The following is a 16,239-nucleotide window of genomic DNA, read 5'->3' as shown; positions in this document are numbered from 1 at the left end:
ACTCAATATTTCGAGTTTAGTAAATCATTTGGTTTTAAATATATTTCAAAATTCTTAAAATCAAGTATCGTATTAAACCTTTTTAGAACATTATTACCTAAAATGTCATTATTTCCGATATTTATTGGGTCTTTCTCGTCAATTGATAAAGGTATATTAAAGATTTCAAATTCTCCCAAAGTTAATTTCGGTAAGACGTAATCGTTGGCTTTTAATTTTGTTCCAGAACTTCCAGAAGAATAAGAAGTTCCAGTAATTTGCATCAAATTGTTTAGTTCATTTTCAGAAGCGAATTTTTGACTTAATGAAAAACTTGCATTATAACCAGAATCGTATTCAAACCAACCTGAAAACGATTTTTCTCCTATTGTAATCGTGCCTTTTATATATGGAAGATTATCTATCATTTTCGTTTCTACTTTTGAATATCCTTTAGGTATTGTATTTATAGATTTGTGAATGATTAGATTCTTTTTTTCGTAATCAATTTCCACAATTTTATTCTCAAAAGGTATCCATCCTATAATTCCATCAAAAGGACGATTTTTATAATCTATTGAAACGAGTTCAATATTATCCCAATTCAAATGGGCAATTTCTAATATATTATTTGAGCTTGTACGAATTAATTTACTTCCATCAGAACCAATGTTTTCTGTTTCTCCATCTAATTCTAAATTTACTTTTGAGCCAATTACAGAAGATGTAATTACAATTGCGTCAGCTCCAGTATCAAATAGGAAATTTAATGGATTAGAGTTGTTTATTTTTCCTGCAATATAGATTCTGTTATCTTTGCCTAACATAAACGGAATAGTATCTTTATTAGCTATTCTATTAATGTCTTTGTAGTAATAGTCCAATATTTTTTTTGGCGGAATTGAAGGTTGCTTTAATGTATCTGTATTTATTCTTGTGAATGCTTTTTCTTTGCCATTAAATTCAATGATGAAATCGTATGAATTATTTGGTGATACATTAAAAATAAGGGTATCAATATCAGAAATAAAGCTCACTTCTTTTTTTCCGACAAACTTTCGAGTTATAAATTCGTCAAGTTCTGTTTCAGGTGATATTTCCCAAATATCTTTATGAAATCCATCTCCATCTTTAATACTTATAGTTTTTGAATTTGTCTTTAAGATTTGGGTTTCTTTTTTATTTAAGCAACTAATTAGGCTTAAAGCAAATAATAAACTTAAAATTACTTTCATATGTGTTTTTTGCGTTTTCGTGGTTATTATTGCCAACGTTGTTGTGTATGATTAGTTGCGTGTTTTAAGCACTAAAGTTAGTAAGTAAATCACAGATAGAAAGTCCGCGAGGACTTTCGTAAATTGGCTAAAACCAGCAATTAATTATACACGGTGTTGTGCAACGTTATTTTTTTAACATTGATTTTCCAATTTTAGTTAAAGCCCAGAAAGGTATTCTATCTTTTAGTATTACTTTTTTAACAATTTCATATTTTTCCAATTCAGTTAAAATCATAACTACAAGCTTTTCTGATTTACCAAGCTCCTTTGAAAGACCTTTTAAAGTGCGAAACTTATGTTTTCCGTTAAAAGAATTTAGAGTGAGTTCTATTAAGTCTTTAATATCAATATTGATATCAAAATTCTGACTACTAATATTACTCTCGATTGATTCTAAATTATTATTTAGAGATTTTTCACCATCATCGTCAGTTTCAACCTCATTAGAAATAAGTAAGTCTATTTTCTCTTCATTATCTTCTGTTTCAGTTTTTACCTTGTCTATTTCTTTTTTTGTTGATTCCAAATCTTTAAGAACTTTGTCGGCAATTGAAAATATAAAACGGTCTGAATAATAACCAGCTATAAAGCAAAAACCAGCGAAGACAAAATAATTAATCAATTCAAAGTTATCTCCATATATTATTAAATTGCTTGAAAGCATATTAAGTAATAAAGGAACTAGCATCGCAGCTCCAACTCCTGAAAATATATATTTTACAATTTCATCTTTTTTATTTACCAGACCTTTATGTAAAAATTGTAAATAATTAGTAAATCCAGCGAATGCTCCTACAAAAATTATTATTGAAGCTATAATAAGAATATGGTGATATGTCATTAAAAAATTGATTATTAATTCAAAAAAATATTTCATTTAATATTGTTGCCTTAGTTTATTCAGTACTGAGTTGTTAATGTTGCACAACGTTGTTGTATAAGCTTTGTTGCGTGATTTAAGCAGTGAATTTAATAAATAAAACACGAACGGCGAAATTCCGAAGGAATTTCCCAAGTGAGCTAAAAACAGCAATAAAGTTTATACGGTGTTATGGGCTGGCGTTGTTTGGTTATTTCCCTTTCCAATCGGATAAAACTTCACTGTTTACGTTATAAATAATTTTATTTTCTTCGTTCACTAAATTATTCCATTGATTTATTCTCTGTCTGGAAAATTCGATATAGAACTCTCCACTAATTCCATTTTTACCCGTGTTTAATTCGTTAAGTTCATTTTTTAATCTTTTAAGAGTTTCTATTTTGAATTTTCTTTTCACTAATTTTTTATTTTCCTTTATATGAGTAGTAATGTTTTCTCTTGGTAATGAATATGAGGCAAACCCATGAGCAATGAACCTTCTTTCTCTATTCAGTTGACCAATCTTATTTTTTTTATATCCCAAATTTCTTTAAGTTCGATTAAATTATTATTCTCTATATAATTTGTAATATTTCTAATTTTATTTTCTAATGAATTTCCTATATGAGTTGGTAAATTCTCTTCTCGTTTTCTTAAATCGAACTCCGTTAATACTCCAATAAATGCTAATCCATATTCCAGTTTCGAAAAAGCAATCATAAATGCACCAATAATTTCTTTAAATTTTTTATCGGTCTCAAAAATATTATTCATTCAATAGTTTTTTATATGCATTAAAAAAATTATTTATTGCTATGTCTTCCATTTATACATAATGTGACATATCTGAATTTTAATTTAACTCCATCTACTATTGGAGTTTCATAAATTTTTTGAAAAATTTTACCTGAGTAAATTTCAAATTCTTGCCATTTGTCAATTGGAGAATCTTTGTAGCGTATTGAGAATTCTTTAACGAAATCATTTTTTTGCTCTCTAAGTGCTATTGTTTTTTCAACAAGTTCTTTATTTACTATCATCAATAAGTTTCATTATTTGCAGAATTCTTCTTTGCTTGCCCATAACGGATGGTTGTAAGGTTAGTAGCGATTTTCTCTCTATTAATTGTTAAACAACCATTTTAGTAAAAGTAAAAAATAAATTTCTAAAACGAGCAAAAAGCAGCTATTAACTTTACAAGTTGTTAGGTAACGTTGTGCCGCCAAAAGTTTAAGTTTCAAAAACTTGACTTTATAATCTATTCCCCTTTTTTTCTGTTAAAAATCGAGGCAGAATGCAATAAAATAGCGTTTTTAAAGATTGACTTAAAACAGAATCAATTCGCAAAAAAAATCACTTGGTATTTTAGCATTTAGATTTAAGAAAAAAAGACTCTTTAAACACAATCCCTTTTTTTGGATCAGATTGAATCAGAACGCAAACGAGTATTTTTTGAAAGGTCACAAAACCTTGATTTCTTAAAAACTCAAAAAAAAATCGAATAAAAAGTTTCGCTAAAAAAGAGCGCTAAAAAATTCAGTTTCTAGCTTCAAAAAGCAATTAAAAAAACACTAACATTTGGTGCGTTTAAATCCCAAAAAAAGACTTTTATTTCTAATAATCAGCAAGTACTTGAATTGTTGAGGTTGAGGTAATTCAGCTTTTAAAATGCATTAGACATCGTCTGGCACTATGTTTCTCTAACGTTGTTGTATATGGTTTGTTGCGTGTTTTAAGCACTAAATTTAGCAAATAAAAACCTAGTAGAAAATCCGCGAGGATTTTCGTAAGTAGGCTAGAACTAGCAATAAATTATATACGGTGTTAGCACACGTTATTACTATTCAAATGTTACAGGTTCAGAGTCTTTTCCTTCATACATTGTATAGTATGTATATTCGCTTTCTCCTTTGTACCAACGATATCTCGCTTGCTTAAATCTAAACATATTCAATACTTCCTGAACTTGAGTTTGAAATTCCTTTTTGTTTTTATTGGCTGCAAAAACTCCTCCGCTAAAGTTTATATATCTTTTCCCTGTTCCATTTGCTGAAACTTCGATATCGTTTTCCCACATTTTATTTGCAACTATTTTAGCATATTGTTTTCTTAAATTTGGAAACTCTCTAATTTGTATTCGAGAAACTTTTGCTTTTAGTTTTTTTCCTAAATTTTTGATTTCAGTTTCTTTTGATTCTTCGGATTCTTTAATGATTTTCGCCCAAGTTGCGAATACAACAATATCCATTTGAAGTTCATCTATTGAATTTCCATCTGCAAATTTTATTCCTTCGTCTATTGACTTTATTTCTCTTTCGAGTTGTTCTTTTTGCTTTAAAAGTTCATCTTTTTTAGCATTTTCTGCTTTTAGTTCATTTGCAATTCTTCTTTCTTCGTCTGTTAAGTTGCTTAAACTGTCAGCCTTTTTTATTAATAATTGAGCATTATTATATAAAGTATCGGTTTTTTGGATTTTTTCTAACTCTGAAATTGCGTTTGAGTAATTTCCCTCTTCTATATATTTATTCGCACTTTCAATATTTGCTTTTGGATTTACTGTGTCGTCAATAAACATAACTCCTAAAATTCCTGTAATAATGATACTTAAAAACCAGTATCCAATAACTTTCAATCGAGTTGGTTTATTTGTCCAACGTAATACTAATGATGGTTTTACAAGTCCAACAATTAATGCAATAAATAATGCAAAACTTAATAATCCTAAAATTCCTGCCATAGTTTTTCTTTTTATGTTTGGTTTTGTTTAAAATTTCAAATCTAATTTTTTTATTAAAAAAAGACTTACGGTTTTCCGTATTTGTTCAATTTCAGCACAATGTTCGTCTTTAATGTGTGCTAACGTTGTTGTATATGGTTTGTTGCGTATTTTAAGCACTAAAGTTAGTAAATAAATCACAGATTTAAAGTCTGCGAGAATTTTCTTAAGTAAGCTAAAACTAGCAATAAATTATATACGGTGTTGTGTTTTCGTACTTTGTTTCCGCAAACTTGCTAGCGTTGGCAAAGACATACTCTTTTGCAATTCTTGGCTTGTGTGGCGGCTGTAGCGAATTGCAAATGTGTATGGCTTTTAGCGTTGGCTTATACACATAGTTTTATCAGTTTACAATCCATTAATTTAGCAGGATTGTTCGGGTCTTTTATTTGTTTGTCTTCAATACTAAATCCGCTTTGAGTTATTCCTTCAAGTTTTGTTATGCTATCATTAGGGAAGCTATTATACTTTTCTGTTGGTATTATACATACTAACTCAAAGTCTTTGTTTGTTGGTTCGTGTAAATAGTTGAATACTTTTCTTGGATTTTCGATTTGCCACATTCCTCTAATTCTCAAGTTTGTGATTCCTAAAGGATCAACTTGATTGACTCTTCCTAATTCTTTAGTATCTGCAAAAACAACATCTGGAATAGTTTCTATTCCTTCAGAAATTGTCGTTTTAATCCTTTGATATGTTTCGTGTTTAGCGGCATAGGAATTACCATAAACCATCCACAAGGATTTTACATTTGTGTCAGTTGTATGTCCAACGCAATAAATCAAATCTTTAACTGTCCAATCTTCACATTCTTTACATTCCTTTGTAATCATTGGACTTGTGCTTCTTAAATCAGTTTTTGGATAACTACTATTTAAAGCCAAGCTTGTATTTGCACTTTGCGTTTTTTTAACTTCAATTGCATCTCCTCCTTTTATCATAATATCAGGTGGATTATTTTGAGAACCTAACCAAGAAAATTCTTGATTAAAAGTTTGTATTCTTTGCAATTCGTCAGTTACTCCCAAAGTTCCGGCAAAAGCATCTTTAATGTATTTCTCAAGAGCTTCTCCTATATTATTAGCTCTATTTCTACCGCTATATAAACTCTTGATTTCGAAATCTTGATGATTAGCGATATTATAAATCGCTTCTAAAATATTTGTCATACTGCAATTGCTTCTTTTACTCTTTGAGTTCGTTTAACTTTTTCTGTTGTAATTTCGTTTGCCTTTATTTGTTGCATAATGCTATTTGCTAAAAATTTAGCCAAATTAACAGGAACTGCATTTCCAATCATTTTGTAACCTGCTGCTATTTTTTTATAATGGAAAATAAAGTCGTTTGGAAATGTTTGTATTCTTGCACACTCTCTAACACTTAATCGTCTATATAAATGTTCTTTTCCTGGAACGAAAACACGAATATTTTGTTCAATAAATTTCATTTTTGGTGCTTGTGGATGAATTGGTGCGTGTCGGCCACCCGCTTGAATAGTATAAGATTGTTCATCCCAACTTCTCACACGATTCCTTGACATAAATATCGAAGAAAAACTTCCAATCATATATTCGTGATTTGGTAGAACACAATTTTCTCCATTTGTATTATTATATTCCAAAGCAGGTAAAACTCCTTCTTTTAAATCAGAAATAGCTGATTCAAGAGTGATTTTCGGAAATGTTTCAGTTGGAAATTGATACTTAAAATTTAAGTCTTTTCTAATCCCAATAAAAAATACTCTTTTTCGGTCTTGTGGAACATTATAATCAGATGCGTTTAGCATTTGAAAAGAAAGTTCGTAACCAATTCCTGCGTTTCTAAAAAGTTCTTTTATTCCCTCAAGAGCTTCTGTATGTTTTGATATTAGCATTCCACTAACATTTTCTGCTAAAAAGAATTTTGGTTGTTTAGCTTCTAAAATTCGTATAAAATCATAAAACAATTGACCTCTTTTATCTTTTATTCCTCTTGCTGCTCCAGCTTCGCTCCAACTTTGACAAGGTGGACCACCAATTATTCCATCACATTCAGGAACTTCATCAGCAGGAATATTTACAAGACTTCTTTTGTCAAGAACTGTATTTGGATGATTTTTTTCATAAGTTTCCCAAATTTCTTTGTCATATTCATTCGCCCAAACAACATTGAATCCTGCTTTTTGAAATCCAAGGTCAAGTCCGCCAGCTCCTGCAAAAAATGATGCTATTTTCATATTTTATTGTGTTTGAAGTGATTTATTAAGTGTTCTGCGATATTCCGCTTTTTCCTCTGCAACTTCTAAAAGTTGTTTGGTACAATTTGTTTCGTAAATATGCTTTCCTATTTGGTCAGTTACATATTCATTTTGTAATTCCATAAGATTGATTTTAAAGATTTCCGCAAGTATTGGTAATCGTTTTTCATCAAATTCTCGTTTTCCATTCTCAATTTTGCTCAAATTAGCAGAATCCAAATTTAGTTTGGCAGCAAGTTGAGTTAAGGTCAATTCGTTTTTGTTTCGTAAAAGTCGGATGTATTCTCCAAATGTGGTTTTCATAAGACTTGTCATTTTTTGACAAATCTACAAATTTTAATTGGAATACTTAATTCGAGCGTTGGAAAATTTTAGCTCTTTTGGTTTTTTAAGCGTTGGAATTTAGCGTTGGCAAAAACCGAAAGTGCTAAAATATGCGGCTGGTTTTGTATGAAACACAACGTGTTTGTGTAAGGAAAGTTGCGTTAAAAACGCTTATACTTTCCGAATTTAAAGATAGTAAATAAGGAAACAATGAACAAAATGAAAGCAATAATTAAGCAATTTTTTTTACACGGTGTTGGGCAACGTTTTTTTCAATCCGCCAAAAGTATATTTAAAGAACGTTATATTCAAAATTCAAATTATGGTAAAATTCAAATAATACTTTTAATTATTCAGATTTTAATATTTGCCATATTAATAAACCAACATTTAAAAGACCAATAATTATATTTGATATGGTAGAAAATTTATTAAATTTTTCATTTTTTTCATTCTTTTTAGCAATATTTTTATTAAGGTTATTGGCTTTTATATTTGATTCAGCTAAATTCAATTCTATTATAGACCTTTCAAGATTGTCTAAATATTCAATTCCTAAAAACTTTATCTTACATTTTTCAGGTTTTTCAGAATCTCCTGCGCTTACCCAACCATCGTTAATTTTTACATTTGGTGGATATGGCTCTGTTTCTATAAATTCACGTTCTTTTAAATCCTTTATTACACTTTTTAATTGCTCTTTGTTTTCCTCTATTTCAGAAATATCAATTAATTTACCATTATTGTTTTCTGATAAGTGTTTTAATATTTTATATTCTAAAGTACCTTTCATTTCACGGTTTTTATTCCACCAATTTCAAAGAGAATAAGTTTAAATTTTTAAAAATGTTTATAGATACAACACCTTTTGAGAGAGATTACGATAAAGAACCTCTTTCAATTATTGAACAAAAACAATTATTAGAAGCGTTAATTTATGCTAATAAATATGTTTACAGTATTCAAAAATATTTACCTCCAGAAAAATTTGGTGTTAGATAATTATTTAATTTTATTTTCAATAGAAATTACTCTTTTCTCTATAGATTCAAGGGTTCTTTTTAAAGAAATAACGTTATCTTCAATATCTGAAATAACTTTATTAGCATTTCCGACATTCGTATAAGTAGGTTCTAATAGTTTGATTATTTTGTTTAATTTTTTCTCTATTTCTTTCATAATTCCTATTTTAGTGTGATTGGTAATGTTGCCCAACGTGTTTGTGTAATGAAAGTTGCGATTTATGTGAACGGCTATTTTCCGAAGGAAAATAGAAGTTTATAAAAAAGCAACAAACTTTGGTTAAGCTAAAATTAAGCAATTTTTACTACACGGTGTTAGCAAATGTTGTTTTTTTTCAGTTTATAATTCACTTTTTTTTTGTTTTTCCAACTTTTCTAAATTCAGAGTTTGAGTAAGAATTCCGCAAAGATTTTTATTCCGTATTTTGCTCAATTCCGCAATTTATGTTTTTCCAGTTTGAGAAAATTTTCACGTTTTATAATTCCGCAAACTTGCTAAAATTCACACAATAATTTTTCACGAGCGAGAGACTGTTCAGCATTTTTATTTTTCCTTTTTTTGATTGTTGCAAAATTCCAGAGTTTTAATTTTTTTTTGAGTTTTGGTTCAATGAAAAATCATTGTTTTAAACGACTTTTTTAAAACGTCTGAGTGATTTCGCCCATATTTGCTAACGTTTATGTATAAGAATAGTTGCGGGTTTGTATGCGAGGATTTTCCGAAGGAAAATCAGACGTTACAAACACGCAACGACCTTTGATTAAGCACTAAACCGCAATTATTTTTATACGGTGTTGTGTGTAGTTTTTTTTAATCGGTTAATTATTTTTCTTGCTCTACTTTCTACATTTTTCCATTCCCATAATTCTGGGTTTCCGAATTCAGGGTATGTACTTTTCCAACCTTCAGCTCGTTTTTTTGAGTTTACTGAAACTCTGCATTCAATTTCGTTTTCTCCTTGTCGGAAGTCAAGTTGAATAAAGATTATTGCCCAACCATCTAATTTATATCGGAAAGTTTTTCCGTTACAATATTTTGGGTTAAGCTCTATCTTTGTTGTAAAGAACTTGCCTTTTGAGTCAGGATTATAAATTCCAAATCCGAAATGTTTTTTTCCATTCGTAATTCCATTGTCAAAATAGTTTTCAAATTCGGACATAGATTTTATCCGAATAATTTCTTTTTCCATTTCAGAATCAGATTCGTAGAATTCGGTTTTTGAATCCGAAAGAATGTATTCAATCAGTTCAAAAAGGTGGTTTTTATCTATGACTTCTGTTTTTTGCATCTGTTTTTCTCAAATTACACACAACGGATTATAGTCAATCAAATATATTGATTTTTGGTTAAATATTTCGGGATAATAAAACATTTCCCTTTTCATTATCGAGCTTGTTTAATTTCTGTAATGCAATATCTAATGGGTTTTGAATTTCCATTAAATCTTTACGTTTAACATGTGTATAAATCATGGTAGTTTCTGGTTTTGCATGTCCTAATAAAGATTGGATGTATCTAATATCTACACCATTTTCTAATAAATGAGTAGCATAACTATGTCTTAATGTATGTGGCGTAACTATTTTTTTTATCTGAGCCTTTTTACAACTCTTTCTTAAAAATTGCCTGACACTTTCTGAGCTGTATTTTCCTCCTTTTTGCCCTTCAACAAAATAGGTGCTAGGTTTGTAAGAATAATAATAATTAGATAATAAAGGTAAAAAACTATCTGCCAGACTTACATACCTGTCTTTTCTTCCTTTTCCATTTTTAACAATTAGCTGTTTTCTTTCAATATGAAAATCAATTAATTCTAAATTTATCAATTCACTTATTCTTAAGCCGCAAGAATAAATCAAAGCTATAATTGCTCTGTGTTTCAAGTTTTGAGTGCAGCCTATAATGTTTAAAACTTCTTCTTGAGATATTACATTTGGCAATTTTCTAGATTTTTTAGGCCTTTCTAACACCAAATCATTAATTTTTGTTTGAGGATAAAAAATTATAAAAATCTTTAAAGCACTAATAAATTGTCTTTGTGAACTAATAGAATAATTACGTTCTATAAATACTTTTTCAATAAAAAGCTCTACACTTCTATTAGTTAATTCCTCTAAAGGTGTTTTTGTGTGAAAATTTACAAAATCAGCAACAAAAAAAGTATAAGTTTGTATGGTGCTTGGGCTATACCTTTTTCCTTTTAAAAATAAATAAAAGTTATTCAGTAATATTTTTTGATCTTCAGTTAGATTTCTTTTAAAAAGTACTTTATTACTTATTTTAGAACTATCTACATCAGTTATACCATTAAAAAGACTAAGTATTGTTTGTAGGTTTTCTTTCGTTTTTTTTAAATACCAAGCAGATAAAGTTTGACTCCAATAAGTGTCTTTTACAGATCTTACAAGAGCAATTAATTTTTTATTATATGTAAATCGAACAATAAGTTGTTCGTTTTTTCGGTGTTTCTTATATTCTAAATAAATAGTAGGTAGTTTCTCCAAATTCTTTTTCAATTTTATAGCACTATAAATATAGTGAAAAATGTATTAAAAAAATTTGTTTTTTAATAAAATGATTATCAGGTATTTGTAAGTGATAATTGTTCAATCATACTAGCAATATGGCAAAATAATCTAACTCCATTTTTGTTAGAATAATTTAAGTCTAATTTTAAAGTTAAAAATTTAGTTAGTAATATTAACTAATAATTCTAATTCATCGACATAAATTCTGTTTGAAATTAAATCAGATTCGGGTACTTTTTTATATAAATTAAAATTCCATGTATAAATAAAAAAGAGGCTTATTAGATGCTTGTTTTAGTGTAAAATTTGGACTTATTTTTTTGAACTGATTTTTAATCCTCCGTTTTTAAATAATTCATAAGCAGATTGGTAATAAGAAATACTTTCTTTTAAAAAAATTGAATCTGTTTTTGTAGGTGTCAATTTGTTTTCTTCTTTATTCCAGAGATAAGCAGCATGTTTTTTTTGTGTCTCTAAAACCAGTAATTTATTTGTTTTAAGTAACCCTACTTTTCTATGATTACCAATAAAAGCTCGTTCGTCTTTAGGTGCCATTTTAGAAATATCTTTTCCAAAAAGATTAGTATTATAACTCCAATTTAAAAACCCAAAAAGTGTTGGAAAAATATCAATTTGAGAAGATAATTTGTCTATTTCTTGTGGAGCTTTATCTTTTAAATTGAAAATATATGCTGGTATATGATGGCTTTTAACATTAATTTCTGTTCTACCAGCACTGTAAGCACAATGATCTGACATTACAACAAAAACAGTGTTATTAAACCAGGGCTTATTTACTGCTTTTTTAAAAAATTGTTCAAAAGCTTTATCAGAATACTTAACAGCATTTTCTCTTGTTTTTTTATCAGCATCTATAACACCTTTTGGAAATGAATAGGGTTGATGATTAGAGCTTGTCATCACAAAATTAAAAAATGGCTGTTTTGTTTTATGTTGCTTGTCTGCAGTTTTTAAAAGTTTGTTGTAAATATCTCCATCACAAGTAGCCCAAGCATTTTCGAAAGTAACTTCATGGTCTTCAATTCGAGTTCTTTTAGTAGGTAAATTTTCTTTTAATCGATGCGGTTTTTTTCTATCAATTATATCAAAATCATTATAACTAAAATAATTAGTCATATTATCAAAATGCCCATCACCACCATACATAAAAGTTCTTGTATAGCCTTTTTCTTTAAAAACTTTTCCGATTGTAAATAAATTTTGATTGTTTTTTCTTTTAACAATACTTCTTCCTGGAGTTGGTGGAATTGCTAAACTTACCGCTTCAATTCCTCTAATTGTCCTGGTTCCTGTTGCGTACAAATTAGTAAAAAAGACAGATTCTCTTGCCAAAGAATCTATGGCTGTTGCCCATATTTTTTTATCTCCAAATCGCTTCATAAAACGCGCATCTAAACTTTCTAAAAAGATAAAAATTACATTTGGTTTTTGTTCTTCACCTTCGTTTTTAGTAAAACGTTTAATGTTTTTTCCACTCTTAGTTAAACTATCATTTTCAGATAAAATAACGTTTCTTAGAATCGAAAAATTTTCATCAGAAGTATTTGTTGGATAAAACTCTTTGAAGTTGAGTTCATTACTTTTATAAGCCGCAAAAAAGGAATATGTTCCTGATTTTGCCAATTCGTTTTCATTTATATTATTAAAGATTTCAGTTTGAGAATTATTAATATTAAAATGAAATAAAGCTAATACTGTAAGTACAATTGTTGAAGGTATAAGTTTTCTTTTAAAAGTGTCTGAGTTTTCAAAAGTATGCTTGTAAGCATTTTTCTTTTTAGCAGAACGAATTGATAAAAAAAGAATGATAATAATAATTCCTAATAATAAAGGTAATGGAAAAGATTGATGAATATTTTCAATTACTTCATAGGTATAAAGAAGATAATCTACAGCAATAAAATTATATCTTCTCTGGTATTCTTGCCAAAAAGAAATTTCGGCTAAAAAAGAAAATATAATAACAAAAAGGAACAATCCATAGCTAAATTTTGTTAAAATCCTGTCTAATTTACTACCGTAAAATTTTGCAGGAAATAACAATAAATAAAGAGTGTAAAGAGCTAAATAATAAGATAGTGAACCAATGTCGTAGAAGAGTCCGATACCAAAAATTTTAATTAAATTTATAAAAGAAAAATCAATAAAATCAATAGATAGAAAGTATAAAAACAATCTAATTACAAAAGCAAAAGCTAAAAATGTAATTGAAAATGTCTTTAGTAAACTAAATCTTTTTGGTAAAATTTTTTCAATCATCTTTTTCTAATGAGCTTGCAACCAATTTTCTCCAATACCAACTTCTACATCTAAAGGAACGCTCATTTTAAAAGCATTTTCCATTTCGTATTTAATAATTGGTTTTATAATTTCTAATTCGTCTTTAAAAGCGTCAAAAACCAATTCATCATGCACTTGTAATAACATTTTCGATTTAAAACCTTCTTTTTCAAAACGATTATAAATATTAATCATCGCTAATTTAATAATATCTGCTGCAGAACCCTGTATTGGTGCATTTACTGCATTTCTTTCTGCACCAGATCTAACCATTGCATTTCTAGAATTGATGTCTTTTAAATATCTACGTCTGTTTAAAACGGTTTCTACATAACCATGTTCTCTTGCAAAATCTACTTGTTTAGTTATATATGCTTTTAATTTCGGATACGTTTCATAATAAGTATCAATCAACTCTTTGGCTTCGCTTCTAGATAAATCAGTTTGATTACTTAATCCAAAAGCAGAAACGCCATAAATAATCCCGAAGTTTACTGTTTTTGCGTTACTTCTTTGTTCACGAGTTACTTCATCTAACGGAACATTAAATACTTTAGCAGCGGTAGAAGCATGAATATCTTCACCATTTCTAAAAGCTTCCATCATATTTTCTTCCTCACTTAAAGCGGCAATTATTCGCAATTCTATTTGAGAATAATCTGCAGCTAATAAAACATAATTTTCATTTCTAGGAATAAACGATTTACGAACTTCTTTACCTCGTTCTGTTCTTATAGGAATATTCTGTAAATTCGGATTGTTAGAACTCAATCTTCCAGTTGCAGCAACTGCTTGCATATATTGAGTATGAATTCTTCCTGTTTTAGGATTTACTTCATTTGGCAATGCATCTACATAGGTGCTCAATAATTTTTTATATTGACGATATTCTTGAATATCTCTAATAATTTTATGGTCTTTTGCTAAGAAAGATAAAATGTCTTCTCCTGTTTTATACTGACCAGTTTTTGTTTTTTTAGGTTTCTTTACCAATTCCATTTTTTCGAACAAAACAATACCCAATTGTTTTGGCGAAGCAATATTAAATTCTTCTCCTGCTTGTTCGTAAATACTTTTTTCCAAACGGTTTATATCATCTGTTAATGCAACAGATAATTCTTTTAGAAAATCTATATTTAGATTTATTCCTTCAATTTCCATAGCTGTTAAAACAGAAACTAAAGGCAATTCAATATCATTAAAAAGTTTGGTAAGGTTTCCGCTTTCTAGTTCTTTAGTAAAATGTTCTTTTAGCTGAAAAGTAATATCTGCATCTTCAACGGCATATTCTGTTTGGTCTTTAATAGGAACAACTCGCATAGAAAGTTGGTTTTTTCCTTTTTTACCAATTAAATCTACAATAGAAACGGGTTGATAATTTAAATAGGTTTCTGCCAAAACATCCATATTATGACGCATATCTGCATTAATCAAATAATGGGCAATCATTGTATCAAATAACTTCCCTTTTACAGGCATATTATAGTTTGATAATACTTTGATATCATATTTTAAATTATGACCAATTTTTTCAATATCACTTTCAAAAAAAGGTCTAAACTCTTCTAAAATAGCTTTCGTTTCTTCTTGATCTTCTGGGAAAGAAACATAATATCCTTTACCAACTTCATAAGAAAAAGCTATTCCAATTAACTCAACTTCTAAGGCTCTTAAACCTGTAGTTTCGGTATCAAAACAAACAGAAGTTTGTTGCATTAACTTGGTTAAAAATAATTTTCTTGCTAAAGGCGAATCTATATGTTGATAAAAATGACTCGTATTTTTGATGTTTTTAAATCCTGATGATACTTCTTCTTCAGAAACACTTCCTGTTCCTGGAGCAGCAAATAAATCGAATTGACCTTCAGTATTTATAGGTGATTTTTTAGTAGTAACTTTTGGCTTTTCTTCAATTTTATTCTCAGTAGCTTTTGTAGTTGTTTCCGTATTAAAAGTACGTAAGAAATTGGTTAATAAATTTCTGAATTCCAAATCGTTAAAAATTTCTTTAACTTTTTCAATATCAGGATGATTTAATTCAAAATCTTTAGCATCAAAAGTTACAGGAACATCTAACATAATTGTTGCCAATTGTTTAGAAAGCAAACCTAGTTCTTTAGCCCCTTCAACTTTCTCTTTCATTTTTCCTTTTAACTCATGTGTATTTTCTAAAAGGTTTTCCATAGAACCATAAGCCGCTAAAAACTTTTTTGCAGTTTTTTCTCCAACTCCAGGTAAACCTGGGATATTATCTGCAGAATCTCCCATCATTCCTAAAAAGTCAATAACTTGTTCTGGAGTTTCAACTCCAAATTTTTCTTGCACCTCAGGAACTCCCCAAATATCATACCCACCTCCAAAACGAGGTTTGTACATAAAAATATTTTCAGAAACTAGTTGTGCAAAATCTTTATCTGGTGTTACCATATAAGTTTTATAACCTTCTTTTTCTGCTTGCTTAGAAAGTGTTCCAATAACATCATCTGCCTCAAAACCTTCTTTTACCATAATTGGTATGTGCATTGCTTTTAAAATCTCTTCAATGTAAGGCACAGCCAATTTAATAGCTTCAGGAGTTGCGTCTCTGTTTGCTTTGTAAGCTTCAAACATTTCTACTCTATCTACACTGCCACCTTTGTCAAAACAAACTGCTAAATGATCGGGTCTTTCACGTTTTATTACATCTAATAATGAGTTCATAAAACCCATTATTGCAGAGGTATCTAAACCTTTACTGTTTATTCTTGGGTTTTTTATAAATGCGTAATATCCACGAAAAATTAATGCATAAGCATCAACTAAAAAAAGTCTTTTTTGATCTGACATTTTATTGATTAGTTGTTTAAAATGATGATAAATTGATATCTAAAATAGTGTTTTTAAAGATTTGAGAAAGGTACAAAACTTTAACAAGACGTTAAAATTCATTCGATATA

General features: G+C 28.8%; 16 protein-coding genes. 1 reads left to right on the top strand and 15 read right to left on the bottom strand.

The features are described 5' to 3' along the window. Window positions 1-2: 2 nt before the first annotated feature. From PHEL85_RS16355 to PHEL85_RS16310, 10 genes are all read right to left on the bottom strand, one after another. A complete protein-coding gene (locus tag PHEL85_RS16355; RefSeq protein ID WP_036827628.1) occupies window positions 3-1,214 on the bottom strand; it encodes an aspartyl protease family protein in 1,212 nt (403 codons plus the stop codon). A 166-nt stretch (window positions 1,215-1,380) separates the two neighbouring features. After that, window positions 1,381-2,097 carry a YEATS-associated helix-containing protein gene (locus PHEL85_RS16350; protein WP_036827625.1) on the bottom strand — a complete coding sequence of 239 codons (717 nt, stop codon included), beginning with the start codon at window positions 2,095-2,097 and terminating at the stop codon, window positions 1,381-1,383. A 229-nt stretch (window positions 2,098-2,326) separates the two neighbouring features. Continuing rightward, a complete protein-coding gene (locus PHEL85_RS16345) occupies window positions 2,327-2,659 on the bottom strand; it encodes a hypothetical protein (protein WP_036827623.1) in 333 nt (110 codons plus the stop codon). After that, entirely contained in the window at window positions 2,626-2,889 is a 264-nt protein-coding gene (locus PHEL85_RS16340; RefSeq protein WP_036827620.1) for a hypothetical protein, read from the bottom strand. Before PHEL85_RS16340 ends, PHEL85_RS16345 begins: the two co-directional genes overlap by 34 nt. Before the next feature lie 29 nt (window positions 2,890-2,918). After that, window positions 2,919-3,155 carry a hypothetical protein gene (locus PHEL85_RS16335; protein ID WP_036827618.1) on the bottom strand — a complete coding sequence of 79 codons (237 nt, stop codon included), beginning with the start codon at window positions 3,153-3,155 and terminating at the stop codon, window positions 2,919-2,921. A gap of 800 nt (window positions 3,156-3,955) precedes the next feature. Continuing rightward, window positions 3,956-4,852, bottom strand: a complete 897-nt coding sequence (locus tag PHEL85_RS16330; RefSeq protein ID WP_036827616.1) for a hypothetical protein — start codon at window positions 4,850-4,852, stop codon at window positions 3,956-3,958. Window positions 4,853-5,217: 365 nt separating this feature from the next. Then, entirely contained in the window at window positions 5,218-6,060 is an 843-nt protein-coding gene (locus PHEL85_RS16325; RefSeq protein ID WP_081965175.1) for an NgoPII family restriction endonuclease, read from the bottom strand. Next, the gene (locus tag PHEL85_RS16320) at window positions 6,057-7,106 is read right to left on the bottom strand and encodes a DNA cytosine methyltransferase (protein ID WP_036827614.1); all 1,050 of its coding nucleotides are present in this window, start codon (window positions 7,104-7,106) and stop codon (window positions 6,057-6,059) included. The genes PHEL85_RS16325 and PHEL85_RS16320 overlap by 4 nt, the downstream gene beginning before the upstream one ends. A 3-nt stretch (window positions 7,107-7,109) precedes the next feature. Further along, window positions 7,110-7,430, bottom strand: a complete 321-nt coding sequence (locus tag PHEL85_RS16315; protein ID WP_162179444.1) for a helix-turn-helix domain-containing protein — start codon at window positions 7,428-7,430, stop codon at window positions 7,110-7,112. A gap of 370 nt (window positions 7,431-7,800) precedes the next feature. Further along, a complete protein-coding gene (locus PHEL85_RS16310) occupies window positions 7,801-8,244 on the bottom strand; it encodes a hypothetical protein (protein WP_036827611.1) in 444 nt (147 codons plus the stop codon). A 53-nt stretch (window positions 8,245-8,297) separates the two neighbouring features. Between PHEL85_RS16310 and PHEL85_RS17820 the strand changes: the two genes are divergently transcribed. After that, window positions 8,298-8,453, top strand: coding sequence for a hypothetical protein (locus PHEL85_RS17820; protein ID WP_156109267.1), 156 nt, complete (start codon window positions 8,298-8,300; stop codon window positions 8,451-8,453). Here the strand turns inward: PHEL85_RS17820 and PHEL85_RS17815 are convergent, their stop codons facing one another. The 5 genes from PHEL85_RS17815 to polA form a co-directional block, all read right to left on the bottom strand. Continuing rightward, window positions 8,454-8,630 carry a hypothetical protein gene (locus tag PHEL85_RS17815; protein WP_156109265.1) on the bottom strand — a complete coding sequence of 59 codons (177 nt, stop codon included), beginning with the start codon at window positions 8,628-8,630 and terminating at the stop codon, window positions 8,454-8,456. It lies immediately after the preceding gene. A 628-nt stretch (window positions 8,631-9,258) separates the two neighbouring features. Further along, entirely contained in the window at window positions 9,259-9,762 is a 504-nt protein-coding gene (locus PHEL85_RS16305; RefSeq protein WP_036827609.1) for a hypothetical protein, read from the bottom strand. 58 nt (window positions 9,763-9,820) lie between these two features. Beyond that, on the bottom strand, window positions 9,821-10,990 hold the full coding sequence (locus tag PHEL85_RS16300) for a tyrosine-type recombinase/integrase (RefSeq protein ID WP_235318299.1): 1,170 nt from the start codon (window positions 10,988-10,990) through the stop codon (window positions 9,821-9,823). A 324-nt stretch (window positions 10,991-11,314) separates the two neighbouring features. Then, window positions 11,315-13,282: an LTA synthase family protein gene (locus PHEL85_RS16295; protein WP_036827604.1), complete on the bottom strand. Its 1,968-nt coding sequence runs from the start codon at window positions 13,280-13,282 to the stop codon at window positions 11,315-11,317. A 6-nt stretch (window positions 13,283-13,288) separates the two neighbouring features. Continuing rightward, window positions 13,289-16,129 (bottom strand): DNA polymerase I, encoded by a 2,841-nt coding sequence (gene polA / locus PHEL85_RS16290; protein ID WP_036827601.1) that lies wholly within the window; start codon window positions 16,127-16,129, stop codon window positions 13,289-13,291. Between the last annotated feature and the right edge of the window lie 110 nt (window positions 16,130-16,239).

Source organism: Polaribacter sp. Hel1_85, from assembly GCF_000766795.1.
GTDB lineage: Bacteria > Bacteroidota > Bacteroidia > Flavobacteriales > Flavobacteriaceae > Polaribacter.
The sequence above is the reverse complement of the archived record's forward strand: the minus strand, read 5'-3'. Positions and strand labels throughout refer to the sequence as shown.